18 protein-coding genes and 1 tRNA gene are annotated in these 15,483 nt (G+C 71.1%); 12 read left to right on the top strand and 7 right to left on the bottom strand.

Going from position 1 to position 15,483, the window contains the following annotated elements:
• Positions 1-5 precede the first annotated feature (5 nt).
• On the top strand, positions 6-1,058 hold the full coding sequence (locus BM223_RS28815) for a hypothetical protein (protein ID WP_038681650.1): 1,053 nt from the start codon (positions 6-8) through the stop codon (positions 1,056-1,058).
• A gap of 321 nt (positions 1,059-1,379) precedes the next feature.
• Here the strand turns inward: BM223_RS28815 and BM223_RS03350 are convergent, their stop codons facing one another.
• The 5 genes from BM223_RS03350 to BM223_RS03330 all read right to left on the bottom strand — a co-directional run bounded on the left by BM223_RS03350 (position 1,380) and on the right by BM223_RS03330 (position 6,286).
• Positions 1,380-1,583 carry a cold-shock protein gene (locus tag BM223_RS03350; protein ID WP_038681651.1) on the bottom strand — a complete coding sequence of 68 codons (204 nt, stop codon included), beginning with the start codon at positions 1,581-1,583 and terminating at the stop codon, positions 1,380-1,382.
• Positions 1,584-1,872: 289 nt separating this feature from the next.
• Positions 1,873-3,489: a flavin-containing monooxygenase gene (locus tag BM223_RS03345; protein ID WP_038681653.1), complete on the bottom strand. Its 1,617-nt coding sequence runs from the start codon at positions 3,487-3,489 to the stop codon at positions 1,873-1,875.
• Positions 3,486-4,451: an alpha/beta hydrolase gene (locus BM223_RS03340; RefSeq protein ID WP_038681655.1), complete on the bottom strand. Its 966-nt coding sequence runs from the start codon at positions 4,449-4,451 to the stop codon at positions 3,486-3,488. The genes BM223_RS03345 and BM223_RS03340 overlap by 4 nt, the downstream gene beginning before the upstream one ends.
• 98 nt (positions 4,452-4,549) lie before the next feature.
• Positions 4,550-5,320 carry a glucose 1-dehydrogenase gene (locus tag BM223_RS03335; protein ID WP_052139012.1) on the bottom strand — a complete coding sequence of 257 codons (771 nt, stop codon included), beginning with the start codon at positions 5,318-5,320 and terminating at the stop codon, positions 4,550-4,552.
• 90 nt (positions 5,321-5,410) lie between these two features.
• Positions 5,411-6,286 (bottom strand): DICT sensory domain-containing protein, encoded by an 876-nt coding sequence (locus tag BM223_RS03330; RefSeq protein WP_038681656.1) that lies wholly within the window; start codon positions 6,284-6,286, stop codon positions 5,411-5,413.
• Between the two features lie 58 nt (positions 6,287-6,344).
• Between BM223_RS03330 and BM223_RS03325 the strand changes: the two genes are divergently transcribed.
• The 10 genes from BM223_RS03325 to BM223_RS03290 all read left to right on the top strand — a co-directional run bounded on the left by BM223_RS03325 (position 6,345) and on the right by BM223_RS03290 (position 13,280).
• Entirely contained in the window at positions 6,345-6,623 is a 279-nt protein-coding gene (locus BM223_RS03325) for a sigma-70 family RNA polymerase sigma factor (RefSeq protein WP_052139013.1), read from the top strand.
• Positions 6,620-7,522: an NAD(P)H-binding protein gene (locus BM223_RS03320; protein ID WP_218030669.1), complete on the top strand. Its 903-nt coding sequence runs from the start codon at positions 6,620-6,622 to the stop codon at positions 7,520-7,522. Before BM223_RS03325 ends, BM223_RS03320 begins: the two co-directional genes overlap by 4 nt.
• A complete protein-coding gene (locus BM223_RS03315; RefSeq protein WP_075018455.1) occupies positions 7,519-8,292 on the top strand; it encodes a CPBP family intramembrane glutamic endopeptidase in 774 nt (257 codons plus the stop codon). Before BM223_RS03320 ends, BM223_RS03315 begins: the two co-directional genes overlap by 4 nt.
• Before the next feature lie 9 nt (positions 8,293-8,301).
• Positions 8,302-8,377, top strand: a tRNA-Lys gene (locus tag BM223_RS03310).
• A gap of 350 nt (positions 8,378-8,727) precedes the next feature.
• Positions 8,728-9,213: a hypothetical protein gene (locus BM223_RS03305; RefSeq protein ID WP_038681658.1), complete on the top strand. Its 486-nt coding sequence runs from the start codon at positions 8,728-8,730 to the stop codon at positions 9,211-9,213.
• A gap of 9 nt (positions 9,214-9,222) precedes the next feature.
• Positions 9,223-9,960, top strand: a complete 738-nt coding sequence (locus BM223_RS03300) for an ABC transporter ATP-binding protein (protein ID WP_075018454.1) — start codon at positions 9,223-9,225, stop codon at positions 9,958-9,960.
• Between the two features lie 203 nt (positions 9,961-10,163).
• Positions 10,164-11,237 carry an MFS transporter gene (locus BM223_RS28220; RefSeq protein WP_143128545.1) on the top strand — a complete coding sequence of 358 codons (1,074 nt, stop codon included), beginning with the start codon at positions 10,164-10,166 and terminating at the stop codon, positions 11,235-11,237.
• On the top strand, positions 11,234-11,785 hold the full coding sequence (locus BM223_RS28215; protein WP_141267372.1) for a hypothetical protein: 552 nt from the start codon (positions 11,234-11,236) through the stop codon (positions 11,783-11,785). Before BM223_RS28220 ends, BM223_RS28215 begins: the two co-directional genes overlap by 4 nt.
• Before the next feature lie 279 nt (positions 11,786-12,064).
• Entirely contained in the window at positions 12,065-12,763 is a 699-nt protein-coding gene (locus tag BM223_RS03295; RefSeq protein ID WP_141267373.1) for a hypothetical protein, read from the top strand.
• Between the two features lie 52 nt (positions 12,764-12,815).
• On the top strand, positions 12,816-13,280 hold the full coding sequence (locus tag BM223_RS03290; protein ID WP_075018453.1) for a hypothetical protein: 465 nt from the start codon (positions 12,816-12,818) through the stop codon (positions 13,278-13,280).
• Positions 13,281-13,320: 40 nt separating this feature from the next.
• On the opposite strand, the gene BM223_RS03285 is transcribed toward BM223_RS03290, so the two are convergent.
• The gene (locus tag BM223_RS03285) at positions 13,321-13,743 is read right to left on the bottom strand and encodes a Fur family transcriptional regulator (protein ID WP_038681664.1); all 423 of its coding nucleotides are present in this window, start codon (positions 13,741-13,743) and stop codon (positions 13,321-13,323) included.
• Between the two features lie 168 nt (positions 13,744-13,911).
• On the opposite strand from BM223_RS03285, the gene BM223_RS03280 reads away from it, so the two are divergent.
• Complete coding sequence (locus BM223_RS03280; RefSeq protein ID WP_038681666.1) at positions 13,912-14,925, top strand: hypothetical protein; 1,014 nt, start codon at positions 13,912-13,914, stop codon at positions 14,923-14,925.
• On the opposite strand, the gene BM223_RS03275 is transcribed toward BM223_RS03280, so the two are convergent.
• Positions 14,915-15,442, bottom strand: coding sequence for a GNAT family N-acetyltransferase (locus BM223_RS03275; protein WP_038681668.1), 528 nt, complete (start codon positions 15,440-15,442; stop codon positions 14,915-14,917). The two genes, BM223_RS03280 and BM223_RS03275, sit on opposite strands and share 11 nt — an antisense overlap.
• Between the last annotated feature and the right edge of the window lie 41 nt (positions 15,443-15,483).

Below are 15,483 nucleotides of genomic sequence, written 5' to 3'. Positions count from 1 at the left end.
CAACCGTGACGCCTCGCCGCTGGTTGGTCCTCGTCGTCGCCGTGGCGCTGGTCGCGGCGGTGGCCGCGGTGGTCGTCGTGCGACTGCGGGGCGACGACGCCAGCCGCTTCTCGGCCGCGCTCGAGCTCGCGCCCACGAGCACCCAGCGCTACAGCTGGACCGACTGGGCCGGCGTCCGCGAGGAGCTGGGGGTACGCCTGTCCGACAGCTCCTCACCCGAGGACGTCGACGACTTCCTCCAGCAGGCCTACGACCGCGACCTGTCGTCGATGACCGCGCTGAGCGAGTCCGCGCCGACGATCCAGCAGGAGCTCGGCTTCTCCCCCGCCACCCTCGACTGGGAGCTGTTCGCCCAGGGTCGCGACGGCGCGCTGGTGATCATGGGCCTGCCCGAGTCGTACGACATCGGGCGGCTGCGCGAGCGGCTGCGGACGGCGGGCTTCCTCGAGCCGCCCGAGGCCGACGGCGTCTGGGAGGGCGGGGTCGACCTGCTCGAGGGCTTCGACGGGCCGGTCACCCCCGAGCTGGCGGCGCTCCAGGTCGACGAGAAGAACCGGCTGCTCATCGGCAGCGACGACGCCGGCTTCCTGGCCCAGCGCACCGACCTGGCCCGCGGCGACGAGGACGACGCGGTGGCCGAGGCGGTCGCCGCGGCCGGACCGGCACTGAGCGCGGCGGCGTACACCGGCGACCAGGTCTGCACGGCCCTGGCCATGTCCGAGGCGGACCCGGCCGAGCGGACCCGGGCGAGCGAGCTATTGAAGGCGGCAGGCGAGGTGCACCCGATCGCGGGCTACGCGATGGCGGCCCAGCCCGGCGGCGACGTCCGGGTGGCGATGGCGTTCGAGACTGCGGAGCAGGCCCGCTCCGACGCGGACAGCCGATCGCGGCTCGCGGCCGGCCCGGCGCCCGGCCAGGGCGGCAGCTTCACCGACCGCTACCGGCTGGGCAAGGTGGTCGCCTCGGACAAGGTGCTCACCCTGGCCCTCGACCCGGTCGCCGGCGCCTTCGTGCTGTCGGACCTGACCAGCGGTCCGGTCCTGTTCGCGACCTGCTAGGACAGCTAGGCGGGCGAGCCGACCCCCGAGGATCCGGTCGATCTCCTCGGTGCTGAGACGCTCGTCGGAGGCGCTGGCGGCGATGATGAGGTTGGTCGTCAGCTCGACCTCGACGAGGAGGTCGCCGTCCTCGAGGGTCACGTCGAACTGATCAGGCATGCGCTCCTCCCTTCCGGCCCGCCACGGCCAGCACATCGATCCGCAACCATCCTCCCCCCAAGCGGATCGGGCAAACCCAAAAGTTCTGGAAAAATTCGCGAGGCCCCGCCGGTCGCCCGGCGGGGCCTCGCGGAAGACGCGTGTCTCCTCGATCGGGAGGGATCAGAGAGGACGGACGTTCTCGGCCTGCGGGCCCTTGGGGCCCTGGGTGACGTCGAACTCGACCTTCTGGTTGTCCTCGAGCGACTTGTAGCCGTTGGACTGGATCGCGGAGTAGTGGACGAAGACGTCGTCGCCGCCACCCTCCTGCTCGATGAAGCCGAAGCCCTTCTCGGCGCTGAACCACTTCACGGTGCCCTGAGCCATGCTGCTCGTTACTCCTTGTGTCGGGGCGAGAGCCGCCACCTCGACGGCCCACAGCGGCTGCGATGACACGTCGCACCGACCGGGATGAGCACACCACCAACCAAGTACGCCGTCGGCCACAGACTCCGCAGGCGTTCACCTTCGAGAACGGCAGCCGCTGCGCTCACGACCCTACCAATCCGGGACGGCCGCGGAACCGGCTCGCCGCCAGGAACTTCGGTTCGGTCATGAAGGTTCTGCGTCCCACCGGTGACAGGGCGGAAAACCGCTCCTGGGCGGCCGCCGGGGATCAGGAGCGCGTGGTCAGCACGTACCCGGCGTACCCCGTGTCGCGGGCCTCGTCGCAGAGCCGGCGGTAGTTGCCGAAGCCGCCGATGTAGGGCATGAAGGTGCGCTTCTTGCCCTCGACGTTGGCACCCATGTACCAGGACGCCGCGCGGGTGAAGAGCGTCCCCTCGGCCACCTCGCCGAGGTGCTCGGTCCACTTCTCGGCGGCGTCGCGCCGCGGCTCGGCCTGGTCGATGCCGTTCTCGAGGCAGTAGGTGACCAGGTCCATGCCCCAGTCGACCTGCTGCTCGGTGTGCGTGGACATGTTCGCCAGCACCGACGGGCTGCCGGGGCCGTTGAGCGTGATCAGGTTCGGGAAGCCGGCCACGCCGAGCCCGAGGTACGTCGTGGGGCCGTCGGCCCACTCGTCGGCGAGCACCGCGCCCCGCGCGCCCCGGAGGTCGATCGAGGTGAGCGCTCCGGTGAGCGCGTCGAAGCCGGTCGCGAAGACCAGCACGTCCAGCTCGTACGCCGCCGTGCTCGTCTTGATGCCCCACGCGGTGACCTGCTCGATCGGCTCGCGCCGCAGGTTGACCAGCTGGACGTCGTCGCGGTTGTACATCTCGTAGTAGCCGGTGTCGGTGACGATCCGCTTGGTGCCGATCGGGTGGTCGGTGGGGATGAGGTCCTCGGCGACCTGGGGGTCGGCGACGATCGCCCGGATCTTCGCCTCGGCGAACTCGCGGGCGTAGTCGTTGGCGACGAGGTCCGTGCCCTGGTCGGGGAAGGTCTTGGCGAACAGGACGCCGCCCTCCTGCCAGCGCGCCTCGAACGCCCGGGCCCGCTCCTCGGCGCTGACCTCGGTCGCCTTCTGCGGGTGCGTGGTGCTCAGCGAGCCGGCCGGCGCGTAGCGCGAGGCCTCCCGGCGCTGGGGGTAGGTCGCCTGGATCTCCTGCTGCTCCTCCTCGGTGAGCGGCCGGTTCCGGGCAGGGACGGTGTAGTTGGCGCTGCGCTGGAAGACGGTGAGCGACTGCGCCTGCTCGGCGAGCAGCGGCGCCGCCTGGATGCCGGACGACCCGGTGCCGATGAGGCCGACCCGCTTGCCGGTCAGGTCGACCGGCTCGTCGGGCCACTGCGCGGTGAAGAGCTGGGTGCCGGCGAAGTCGTCGATGCCCGGCAGGTCGGGGCGGTGCGGCGCGGACAGGCAGCCGGTCGCCATCATCACGAAGCGCGCGCGGTGCTGGGCGCCGTCGTCCAGGGTCAGCGTCCAGGTCGAGGCCTGCTCGTCGAAGCGGGCCGCGGTCACCCGCCGGCCGAACGTGAAGTGCCGGCGCAGGTCGTAGCGGTCGGCGACGTGGTCGAGGTACGAGCGGATCTCGGGCTGGGTCGCGAACCGCTCGGTCCAGCGCCAGTCCTTCTCGAGCTGGCGGTCGAAGGAGTACGAGTAGTCGACGCTCTCGACGTCGCAGCGCGCGCCCGGGTAGCGGTTCCAGTACCAGGTGCCGCCCACGCTCTCACCGGCCTCGACCCCGACGACGTCGAGGCCCTTCTCGAGGGCGCGGTACATCGCGTAGATGCCGGCCAGGCCGGCGCCGACGACGAGCAGGTCGCGGACGGGGGTGTCGTTCGGTGCGTTCACGGGTGGGTCTCCAGGGAGGTTCGGGCGAGCAGCGTGCGCAGGTCGGCGTGGAGCAGCGCGCGGGCCGAGGCACCGGCCCGCAGCGAGAGGATCGTGAGGAAGCCGTGGAAGAGCGTGGGGTAGGTCCGGGCGAGGGTCGGTACGCCGGCGGCGGCCAGCGCCGCGGCGTAGGCCTCACCCTCGGAGCGGAGCGGGTCCGCGCCGGTGACCACGACGATCGCGGGCGCCAGCCCGGCCAGGCTCGCGGCCCGGCCCGGCGCGACCAGCTCGGGCGGCTCGGGCAGGCGGCGCTCGGGGCCGAGGTACTGGTCCCAGTACCACTCCATGTTCGCCCGGGTGTTGAAGTAGCCCTCGGCGTAGGTGGCGTAGCTCGCGGTGTCGCAGGCCGGGTCGAGGACCGGGTAGAGCAGCACCTGCGCGGCCAGCGCCGGGCCGCGGCGGTCGCGGGCCATCAGCGCGACGACGGCCGCGAGGTTGCCGCCCGCGCTGTCGCCGGCGACGACCACGCGGGCCGGGTCGGTGCCGAGCTCGTCGTGACGCTCGCTGGCCCAGAGCAGGGCGGCGTAGGCGTCCTCGGCGGCGGTCGGCGCGGGGTGCTCGGGGGCGAGCCGGTAGTCGACCGAGACGACGACCGCGTCGACGCCCCGGGCCAGGTCGCGGCAGAAGCCGTCGTGGCTCTCGAGGTCGCAGAAGACGAAGCCGCCGCCGTGCAGGAAGACGACGAGCGGACGCCGGACGTCGTCGGGGCCGTGCGGCCGGTAGACGCGGGCGCCGATGGTGCCGCCCGCGACCGGGATGGTCACGTCCTCGGCCGAGCGGACGTCGTCGAGGTTGGCCGGCGGGACCTGCCGGGCCTTGGTCGCGGCGCGCGCGTCCGCGCCGGTCATCGTCGCCACCGGCGGGAAGCCCTCGTTGAGCACCGCCAGGAAGCCGGCGACCTCGGGGTCGAGCTGGTCGATCATGACGCGAAGGTAGGCAGCGGCCCCGCCTGGCGGGGCCGCTGATGCCACTGTGCGGAACCGACATATTCCTATTCGAAATAGTCCATCGCCGACCCCGGTCAGAGCGAGGTGAAGCCCCCGTCGGCGACGAACTCCGAGCCGGTGCTGTAGCTGGACTCCTCCGAGATCAGGAAGAGCACGAGCGCGCCGATCTCGGACGGGTCCGCCGCCCGCGCCAGCGGCTGGGTCCTGACCTGCTCGTGGGAGCGGTCGGAGCTCGCGGTCATCGCGGAGGCGACGATGCCGGGGTGCACCGAGTTGACCCGGATGCCGTCGGGGCCGAGCTCCTGCGCGGCGGTCTTGGTCATGCCGCGCACGGCCCACTTCGAGGCGACGTACCCGAGGATCCGGGAGTAGGCGACCAGCCCGCCGGTCGAGGAGATGTTGACGATCGAGCCGCCCCCCGCGCGCCGCATCGACCCGATGACCGCCTTCATGCCGAGGAAGACGCCGACCTGGTTGACGTCGATCACCCGCCGGTAGTCGGCCTCGCTCAGGGTCTCGATCGGGTCGATGTGCACGATGCCGGCGTTGTTGACGAGTCCCGAGACCGGCCCGAAGCGCTCCTCGGCCGCCGCGACCGCGTGCTGCCACGCCTCCTCGCTCGTCACGTCGAGCGGGACGTACGCCGTCCGCTCCCCCAGCGCGGCGACGAGGGCGCTCGCCTCGGCCTCGAGGACGTCGGCGACCACCACCCGGGCGCCCTCGGCGACGAGTGCGCGCACGCAGGCGGCGCCGATGCCGCGGGCTCCTCCCGTCACGATGACGACGCGGTCGGCGACGCGGCCGGGAGTGGTGGACGGGTTCGTCGGGGCCTGGATCTGGGTCATGGCCCCAATGAAGCGCCGTCCGCGCGGGCGCGCGGGCAGGGTGCCGGCCAGCGGCACCGGCTCAGCGCGACCGAGCGCCGGATTGGGCGCTCAGGAGAGCCGGTCGACGTAGGCGACGACGCGGTTGAACAGCGCGGTGACCGCGGCCGGGGCGGTGGCCCGCGGAGCCGGGGCCGCGGCGAGCTCGTCGAGCAGCGCCGGCGCCCCGGCGACGCCGGCGTCGGCCGCGACCGCGGCGGCCACCCGGGCGGCGTCCCGGACGGCGACCGGGTCGACGGTCCAGAGTGCCTCGAAGAGGCGCTCGCGGTCGGGCACCGCGCTCTGCCCCGGCAGCTCCCAGGCCGCCAGGCAGGCGGTGGAGTCGAAGGCGTCGCAGACCACGGACCACTCCCGGCGCAGCGGGGCACTCGGGTCGAGGGTGACCCGGACCGGGCCCTCCGCGTCGTCGACGCCGCCCGACCAGCCGTCGGCGAAGACCACGGCGGAGCGGGCGACCCGGGCCAGCTCGGCCCAGCGCCGGGCCGACGGGGCGTAGAACTCGGGGCGCTGGAAGGCGCCGAACAGGACCGGCCGGTCGGCGACCGCGCAGCACTCGTCCTCGATCGCCCACGAGAGCGCGATCAGGGTCGACTTGCGCAGCCGGTGAACTGCCAGCGCCGGGTGCCGGCGGCGCAGCTCGGCGAAGACCGACGGGCTCGCGGGCGGCCGGGTCGCGGCCGCCTCCGCGATCGCCACGTCGAGCCGGATGCCGGCGTCCTTGCGCCGAACGACCTGGCGGACCAGGTCGACGTCGCTCGCCGAGTAGCGCCGGTGCCCGCTGGCCAGCCGGCGCGGGTCGGGGAATCCGTGCCGGGTCTCCCACATCCGCAGCACGGCCGTGCTGACCCCGGTGCGCTGGGCGAGGTCGCCGATCGTGAGGTCCACCGCGTCGGCGGGGGGTTGCGCCGCGTCCGGCCCGTGGTCCATGCTCACACCCTAATCCTAAACAACTCGTTGAGCAGTTTGTTCAACTTCTGGAGTGGTCATGAGCAGCACGCGCACCGCCCTGCCGGACTCCGCGCTGGCGGACCTCCTGAGCCGGGCCGCGGACGGCGACGTCCGCGCCTTCGGCGAGCTCTACGACGCGACGTGCGCCGCGGCCTGGCGCCTGGAGCTGTGCCGGCACGGCAACCGGGACGCCGCCGCGAAGGCGGTCCGCCGCCGCTACGCGACCGCCTGGCGGCACGCCGCCGCGCAGCCCGCCTCCGGCCGCTCGCCGCAGGGCTGGCTGCTCAGCCTCGTCCCGGACCGGGAGGCGTCGTGACCGCCCCCGCGGGCCCGGTGCTCGTCGCGGGCGGCACCGGCTTCGTCGGCCGCCGCCTGGTCGCCACTCTGGCCGAGGCCGGCGAGGACGTCCGCGTGATGACCCGGCACCCCGACCGGTACGACGGTCCGGGCACCGCCGTCTTCGGCGACGTCGCGGAGCCGGGCTCGCTCGACGTGCCGCTGACGGGCGCGCGGGCGGCGTACTACCTGGTGCACGCGCTGGGGCACGCGGACTTCGAGCGCCGCGACGCCGCCGCAGCCACGGCGTTCGGCGAGCGCGCCGGCGCCGCGGGACTGGACCGGATCATCTACCTCGGCGGCCTCGGCGACGACCACGACGACCTCTCCGCGCACCTGCGCAGCCGGCGCGAGGTCGAGTCGCTGCTAGCCGGAGGCGGCGTCCCGGTGACGGTGCTGCGCGCCGGGATCGTGGTCGGGCACGGCGGCATCTCGTGGGAGATCACCCGGCAGCTGGTCGAGCACCTCCCGGCCATGATCACGCCGCGCTGGGTGCGGACCCGCACCCAGCCGATCGCCGTCGCCGACGTCGTCCGCTACCTCGTGGGGGTGCTCGACCACCCCGACGCGCTCGGCCGCACCTTCGAGATCGGCGGGCCGGAGGTGCTCGCCTATGCGGACATGCTCGGGCGGGTGGCCGCGATCGAGGGCCGCCGGCTCCCCATCGTGCCGGTCCCACTGCTCAGCCCGGGGCTGTCGTCGCGCTGGCTGGCGCTGGTGACCGACGTCGACGTCCGGGCGGGGCGCAACCTCATCGACTCGATGGTCAACGAGGTCGTGGTGACCGACCCGAGCATCCGCGAGCTCGTCCCGTTCCGCCGCACGTCGTACGACGACGCCGTCCGCGCCGCGCTCGCCGAGCGCCGGGCCGAGCGGTGACCCGCCCCCCGAGCCGGCTCGACCGCCTGCTCCCCCGGCCGCTGTCGCACGTCGTCCGCGACGAGGTCCCCGAGACTGCCGCCGTCCGGTCACGACGCCGGCGCGTCGTCGCGGCCACCGCGGTCACCGGCGCCGGGCTCCTCGGCGCCTCGCTCTCCACGGCACCCGGCTCGCGCGAGTTCTACCTGTCGACCGCCGCCGTGGCCGGCGTGTGGACCGCGGGCGGGCTCGCCTCGGGCCCCCTTCACCTCGGCTGGATCGAGAACCGCGACGCCACGCTGCGCCGTCCGGTGCTCACCCCGGTGGCCACCGGGGCGGGCGCCTTCGGCCTCTTCTACGCCGCCGCGCTGGTCGCGCGCCGGATCCCCGTCCTCGACGACGCCCTCCGCCGCGTGCTGCGGTTCGCCGACGAGGGCGAGGGACCCATCGTCCTGGCCACCACGCTCGCCAACGGCTTCGGCGAGGAGGTGTTCTTCCGCGGCGCCCTCTACGCCGCGCTCGGCGACCGCCGTCCGGTCGTCGCCTCGACCGCCGTCTACGCGCTCGCCACCTCGACCACCCGCAACCCGGCCCTCGTCCTCGCGGCCGGCGCGATGGGCACCCTCTTCGCCCTCCAGCGCCGCGCCACCGGCGGCCTGCAGGCCCCGCTGCTCACCCACACCACCTGGTCGGCGCTGATGCTCCGCTTCCTCCCGCCGCTCTTCCGCGACCAGCGGACCGCGGCCCGCGGTGGCGGACCGGGACGGCGCCGGCGCCGGGGCGCTCGATAGGCTCGCCCCGGGCCGTTAGCTCAGTTGGTAGAGCACCGGACTTTTAATCCGAGTGTCGCGGGTTCGAGCCCCGCACGGCCTACCAATGCCTCCCTACTCCCGCCGACGCCCTCCGGCGCGAGCGAACCAAGGAGGCTTCTAGGTGCTGGCTTCCCGCTGCGCTGCAGATAGTTCTCTGACGGCGTCCTGAAGGTCCTGGCGGGCAACATTGCGCCCTCGTCGAGAAACAACCGGCGAAAGAGGCTCCGACTGACCCAAGGCCAGGCCAGCGCCTGTAGCCGGTTACGCCCGAAGGCATCGGACGTACGCCGCAGCGTTCTAGCCCTGCCTAGTTCTTGGCAGATGAGTGAACATCTTGCTTGACATTTCACCAGGCTTCATCAACCATGTGGCCCCAGCGGTCAGAGCGATCGCGTGACGAAAGGTAGGGAACGCATGCGGCTCTCCGTGGATCGCAAGAAGCTCGCGGCGGCTACGCTCGTGTGTGGCGCAGCGCTGGCCATCTCGCCGGCAGCAGATGCCTTCAGCGAGAACTGGTACAGCCGCTCCGCTCCGCTCAAGGCGACTGGCGACGGCCAGGCGGCGGCGTACGGAACGGTGTACACCAAGAACGGCTACGTGAAGAACCACACCTACTACAAGGACCTTGCGCCTGGCGGCAATGGCGTCTACACGCAGACGGACTACCAGTACCTCGTCAAGAAGCCGTCGGATGGGACGGTCGGATGGTCGCTCACCTTCCACCAGGACCAGAGTGCTCGGACCACGAGCAGTTCCTGGCAGGACCAGTACGACAGCGACGACTATACCTCCCGCAGCCAGGAGGGCTCTGTCCGCGTTTGGTACAAGGTCTGCGAGGACCAGTCCATGAGTCCCGACGCCTGCAGCCGCAACCCGTACATCCGCGTTAACGGGCTCTAAGATCCTGAGGTGGAGCTTTCGCTGACCGCCCTTCGGTGTCGCTACCCGGGCGCCAACTCAGATGCTGTTCATGTTGACGAGCTGGTCCTAGGTAGCGGTGTCACGGGCTTGGTCGGTGTCAATGGCGCTGGCAAATCGACCCTCCTCGCGACCCTCGCTGGTGCGAGGCGTCCACAGGGAGGGTCGGTCACGCTCGGTGGACAGGACCTGTACGGTCGACGACGTATCGATGTGTTGCAGTCGGTTGGGTACATGCCGCAAACGTTGGAGTTGCCCGCAGAAATGGCGACCGGCGACGCATTGACCTATTTTGCGTGGCTGCGAGGCGTTCCTGCTCGCGAGGCGGGTCGACGGGCTTCTGCACTTCTCGAGAAGGTGGAGCTGTCTGGTCGCCGGAAGGACCGCATCGGTAGCCTCTCAGGGGGGATGCAGCGTCGGCTGGCGTTTGCGGCGAGCCTGGTGACGAATCCACTTGTACTGCTACTCGACGAGCCGACCACCGGCCTTGACCCGGAACAGAGGGCCAATCTACGACGCCTCATCCAGGATTTGCCGAGTACCTCAAGCGTGTTCATCAGCAGCCACGTCATGGAAGACGTGGAGAAGATGACGACGAGATTGGTCGTGCTGGCCGAGGGGCGCGTACTGCACCATGGCCCAACGAAAGCCTTTGTAAAGGAACACGGTGGTCCAGAACGATCGGCCGAGCTTGCGTTTCTGAGCACAATCTCTAAGGCCGTCCGTTGAGGTCCCGATTCTTCGCCTGGCTAGGCAGGCCCGGCGTTGTCGTCGCGCAGTTTGTCGCCTTGCTCGCGGCAGCAGCGATATCTGCGACCAGCAGGGGAATCGAGTGGCTCGGGTCCTGGAAGATGGCACTTGACTGGGGGACCTTCAGTGTCACATTGGTCGGCCCGATTGCGGCTGGAATGGCCTGCGCTGCATATGTCCGAATGGCGAACGCAGGCGTCGCCTCGATCAGCTTAACCAGCACTAGGCCGCTTCGCGCCTGGCTCCAGCCGGCGTTTGCTGTCTGGGCGATGGCGTCGGTCGCTGTTGTCGGCACCTGTTTGGTGACGACTACCGCAGCCAGCCTGGCCGGCTCTCACGCGTTCCCCACGACCTATTGGGTGGTCGTGCCGGCCTTGTGCGTGCTGGCCGCAAACGTCGGAATCGGCGTACTTGTTGCGAGCCTCGGACGTAGGCAATGGCTGGTCCCGGTCGCGGCGACACTGGCGTTCGCCGTGGGTGTACTTTCTGCCACTGGCGCTATCCCGGAGGTGTTTCGGACAGGCGGTGTCACTGGACCGCTGATCGGCGAGACCTTTGCGTCCAGCACCCTCCTCTTGCAGTCGCTGGCTGCACTCGGTGTCGCGGTGTTGCTGTGCTGGGGAGCGAACCTGCCGTGGACCCGCTCGTCGGCCGCAGCCGCATTGCTTGGCGGACTCGTTCTGGTCCCGGGGGTTGCCGCTGCTGGAGCGCTGAGCGTGGGTGAGCACGAGCGGTATCGGGCCGTCGACGGCGGACTCGGATGGGATTGCGCTGGTCAAAAGCCGCAGGTGTGCATGTCCCTCGAAACAAGCCGCAATGTCAGGGGCCTCGCAAAGCGGATAGACCGCCAAGCGTCCCTTCTGAAAGACGCTGGGGTGCAACTGCCCGACCGCTTTGTGCAGCTCGTGCCCGTACGAACGGCAGAACTTCTGCGCTCACGCGACGGCGTGATCGATCTGTCGACAGAAGACCTACTCCGAGGACGTCACGAGGACGAGACCGCGACAGATGCACTGACGATGCCGCGTCTCTGTCCAGAGTTCGTGTCGAATTCCGGACCGCCCGAAGCGTGGTACGACGTGCGCCGTCAGCTTGGGCGATGGATCTTGTTTCGGGATGGGGCGCTCACTTTGAAGGGCAGCGAGTCGGACGCAAAGTGGCTCGAGTTACCGGTCGAGCAGCAGAGCGGATGGCTGACGACGACCTACGCCAAGCTCAGCCAATGTGACATCGACTCGGTTCAGTTGCCCTGGTGAGCCCGTCCCGGACGCACATTGCAATCTTGAAAGCGTGGGGCATTCCACGAAGCCTAGCGCTTGGCGCTCTCCTGTCGAGCGCCGTCGTGGTGCTTTCGGGAGAAACGCTTCCACTGCCGTTCTTGGATCAGGCGGTGGTCTTGACTAATCTCGCGCCGCCGGTCACGGCATTGCTGCTAGGACATGCACTGACGGACTCAATGCAGAAGGTCAATCGGGTCGCGCAGCGGTCACTCCCGCTCATCGCCGGAATGCGTTTCGCATGGCTCCAAATTGCGGCGCTGCCCGTCGCGATCGCGATGAGTTCGACCGTCGACCCAGCCCTCTACGCAACAGTGCCCGCCTTCGTGGCAGTGTCGGCGGTCCTTGTCGCAGCCCTTGGCCAGTGGTACTGGCCGCCGATCCTAGTCAGCACCTACGCTTGGATCCGATTCAGTCAGGGCGAGAGTTTCCATCAGACAGTCGACTCTTCGCCGGTTGGCCTCGCTGCACTGCTGCTGGTATCCGGCCTTGTCTATGTTGGAGCAGCCAGTCTTCGAAATCGCTAGGGCCCGGCTCGTCGACCGCTGGTCTGGGAGTCGAATCAGAAGGAAACTGCACAAGGAGGACGGAATGTCGAACAACTCGGGTTGGGGAAGCTCTCTTTGGAAGGATGTCCGGAAGGTCCGCGTTACCAGGGGCAAGATCGAGGCGCCTGTCAGAGCCAACGGCAAGGACGGAATCCGGATCGGTAGTTCCTCGATCGTCGGCGACGATCCGAAGGCGCCGGCGGCTGGCGTCTCGGGCAGGCAAGGACGAAAGCTCGGGCTGCCTGCGCGACTTCGCCGATGGCTGCGCAAGAGACGCTGACTGTTGGCCGCGGCGAGACCACCCTCGCCGCCCCCGCGTCCGCGCACTGTCCGGACCCCGGCAACAACGGACACCGCTATGTGGCCGGAGGCAGCAGCGCAGTCGAGGCGAAGTCGGCCAGGGTTCGCGCAGGATGGATGACCCCCTCGCAGCAGAACGTCTGCAACTCGGGGTCGAGCTACTCGGTGTCGATCACCCGGGGGTTGGGCACCTCGAACCCCGGCTGGATCCAGGCCGGCTGGCGGTACTACCACCACTACGCGCGCCCGATGGGGTACTGCGAGCGGAGTCCGCGCTCCGGCGGCACGGGGGTCTACGCAGTGAGCGAGTACCGCGTGGCCCAGGAGGCTCAGCTCTACAACCTCGTCAAGGACACGGCAGCGGCCCGGTTCGAGTGCCGGATCGGCGGAGTGGTCCGCCAGTCCTTCCACCAGGACGTCGTCGGCTTCGCGAACGGCGACTGGATGCCGGTCCAGGCCGAGGCGCACGCGCGGCATGTCCAGCTCGGCACGATGTCGCCCTTCTGGTTCGGCTTCGCCAAGGCCAAGCGGCAGCGGGTGGGAGGAGCGACTCCCTGGGAAGACATGAACATCGGCACCGTTCGACGCGACGACACGATCTACAACTCCGCGCAGCCCGCCCCCGACGGATTCTTCGTGAACACCGATGCGCACTGAACGCAGACGCAGCACCCGACGGGTCACGGCAGCAGCGGGAGCGGCGGCCATCGTGGCCTTCTCGCTCGCCGCTTGCGGCACGGGTGACTCGGCAGACGGCCCGAGCACTCCAGCAGGCCGGTCGACCACGGCCGGGGTCCTGCCGCCCGCCCTCGTGGCGGTCCTGGCGCGGGATGAGCTGAGCGCGGCGGGCACCACCCTCGCCGACGACGCGATCGAGCCCGATGAGGTGGTCGACCTGTTCGCGAAGATGTACGACCCGACGGCGTACGACAGCGCCCCGACGGCGTATCCCGTCCTGATTCGCTCCTCCGACGAGGCGAGCCTGCCGCCAGGGACGGTGGCATGGATGGTCCACGTTGCGGGGGTCGAGCAGGACATCTCCGGACCCGTGCCCGAAAGCGGCGACCCTCCCCCGGAAGTGAGAGCGAGGACCGACATGTTCACCTTCTTCACCCCGGTGACGGGCGAGCACCTGGTGACCGTCTACATCGGCCCCGAGGCGAGGGGAAGCTGAGGGCGGCGACGGTCCCAGCGCTGCCCGCCGCTGCCCGCGCTCAGGCGCGGGCGGCCCGGGCGGCGCACTCGGCGCACAGACCCACCAGCTCGACGGTGTGGCTGACCTCGGAGAAGCCGTGCTCGTCGGCGATCGCGTGCGCCCACCGCTCGACCGCGGAGCCGGTGATCTCGACCGTGCGCCCGCACGAGCGGCAGACCAGGTGGTGGTGGTGCGAGGAGCTGCAGCGGCGGTACGTCGCCTCGCCGGCGGGGTTGTGCCGGACGTCGACGTCGCCGGCGTCCGCCATCGCCTGGAGGGTCCGGTAGACGGTGGCCAGGCCGACCTTGTCGCCGCCCTGGCGGACGCTGTCGTGGATCTCCTGGGCGCTCTGGAAGTCGGCCGCGGCGGCCAGGGCGTCGGTGATGGCCCGGCGCTGGCGGGTCGGCCGCAGGGAGGGCGAGCGTGCGTCGGTGTCGGACACCGGACCTCCTGGGGGGTCGAACCGGACTGGGAATCGATCTCAATCTACCGGGCAACCGGAGGGAGTAGCCCATCCGGACCATCGGCCGCGGACGTTCGGACCAACGACGGCCGGGACCGCGGCGGAGTACCCTGAGCGCCGGGACTGAGGGAAAGGGAGGACTCTGTCGTGGGGAGCAATGACGAGTTCGGGCCCGACACGGAGACCATCCGTGCGTGGCTGAACAAGCGTGCGACCTATGCCAAGGACGCCCGGGTCACCGCCTCCCCGCGCGGCGGGCTCGCGACCACGCCGGCGCCGCCGCCCGCACCGCCCGTCGCGGAGCCGCCGCCCCGGCGGCGTCGTCCGCAGGGTCCCGGTCCCGACGGCAACCAGGCCGGCCGCTCGGTCCTCGACGCGCTGGGCGTCGGGGCGCCGCCCGAGCCGCCCTCGCGGATCGCGCAGGCCGGCAGCCTCGACAGCACCGACCTCGGCCGGTCCGTGGTCGACGCGCTCCGCACCGAGCCGGCCGCGGCGCCCGCGCCCGAGCCCGCCTCCGAGCCCGTCCCCGAGCCGGTCCGCCCCGCCCGCGGCTTCACCACGACCGCCCCGCCGCCGCGCACGCCGGGTCCCGATGCCCAGCCGCGCCGCAGCGCGCCGACGACGCCGGTCCCGGCCGAGCCGGCGACCGTCCCGCAGGGCCGGTGGACCGAGCCCGAGGAGCACCGCAACGCCCTCAACGCGACCACCGACGCCGACTTCCCCGAGCGCAGCGGCGTCCGGCGGACGATGACGATCCTGCTGCTGGTCGTGCTGGCCGGCACCGCGGCCGCGTCGTACGCCGCCGCGACCGCGCCGACGACGGCCACGGTGGGGGTCGCCGCGACGCTCGGCTTCCTGCTGCTGGTGGTGTGGGCGGTGCGCGCGAGCTGCACGACGACCAAGCTCACGATCCGCCGCGGCCAGCTGACCATCCGGCGCAGCGGGCACACCGAGGTGGTCGAGGTGGGCAGTCCCTACACGCCGATCGCTATCGTCGGCGAGCCCGGCCACCGGCGCTGGACGGTGCTCATCGAGCGCGACGGCCTGCCGCTGATCGTGATCAACCGGTCGATGGTCGACCCGTTCTGGTTCACCACCGTGCTCTACCGGCTGCGCCCCGAGCTGCGCCCGGTCGACCAGGCCGCCCCGGTCAGGACGTGATCCAGTAGCGCAGCTTGCCGCTGCGCTCGTCCTCGAGCACGCCGCCGCCGGCCTCGATCGTGCGGCGTGACGCCTCGTTGTCGGCGTCGCAGGTGACCAGGACCCGGTCGATGCCGAGCCCCGCCGCGGCCTGGAGGCCGAGGCGCAGCGCGGCCACCGCGTGCCCGCGGCGCCGGGCGGAGGGCTTCACCGAGTAGCCGATGTGCCCGCCCTGCTCGAGCAGCCAGGGGTTGAGCGAGTGCCGCAGGTGCAGGAAGCCGACGAGCTCGTCGTCGGGACCGCCGTCGCCGGCCGCGATCCAGAAGTACGTCGACGGCACCCGCGTCCCGTCGAGGTCCGCCGGGGCGGTCACCTCGGTCATCGTGACGAACGCCGAGCAGCCCACCTCGGTCGGCACCGGGTCGCCGGTGAGCTGCCAGGCGCCGGAGCCGTGCATCTCGGTGACGAGGTCGAAGTCCTCGACCATCGCCGCCCAGGACTGCCAGCGTCGTGCGTCGGGCTCCACCAGTGCGGTCATCCCCCGATCCCATCACGTCGGAGTCGACCAGCCAGAAACGA

The organism is Pimelobacter simplex, from assembly GCF_900114845.1.
In the GTDB taxonomy this organism is placed as follows: Bacteria; Actinomycetota; Actinomycetes; order Propionibacteriales; family Nocardioidaceae; genus Nocardioides; species Nocardioides simplex.
The sequence above is the reverse complement of the archived record's forward strand: the minus strand, read 5'-3'. Positions and strand labels throughout refer to the sequence as shown.

Bases quoted from the DNA above. Each gene is read 5' to 3' on its own strand.
- BM223_RS03350 (WP_038681651.1), bottom strand. From the start codon at position 1,583: ATGGCTCAGGGCACCGTGAAGTGGTTCAGCGCCGAGAAGGGCTTCGGC.
- BM223_RS03340 (WP_038681655.1), bottom strand. From the start codon at position 4,451: ATGATCGACCAGCTCGACCCCGAGGTCGCCGGCTTCCTGGCGGTGCTC.
- BM223_RS03335 (WP_052139012.1), bottom strand. From the start codon at position 5,320: ATGACCCAGATCCAGGCCCCGACGAACCCGTCCACCACTCCCGGCCGC.
- BM223_RS03330 (WP_038681656.1), bottom strand. From the start codon at position 6,286: ATGGACCACGGGCCGGACGCGGCGCAACCCCCCGCCGACGCGGTGGAC.
- BM223_RS03325 (WP_052139013.1), top strand. From the start codon at position 6,345: ATGAGCAGCACGCGCACCGCCCTGCCGGACTCCGCGCTGGCGGACCTC.
- BM223_RS03305 (WP_038681658.1), top strand. From the start codon at position 8,728: ATGCGGCTCTCCGTGGATCGCAAGAAGCTCGCGGCGGCTACGCTCGTG.
- BM223_RS28220 (WP_143128545.1), top strand. From the start codon at position 10,164: ATGGCGAACGCAGGCGTCGCCTCGATCAGCTTAACCAGCACTAGGCCG.
- BM223_RS03295 (WP_141267373.1), top strand. From the start codon at position 12,065: ATGGCTGCGCAAGAGACGCTGACTGTTGGCCGCGGCGAGACCACCCTC.
- BM223_RS03275 (WP_038681668.1), bottom strand. From the start codon at position 15,442: ATGACCGCACTGGTGGAGCCCGACGCACGACGCTGGCAGTCCTGGGCG.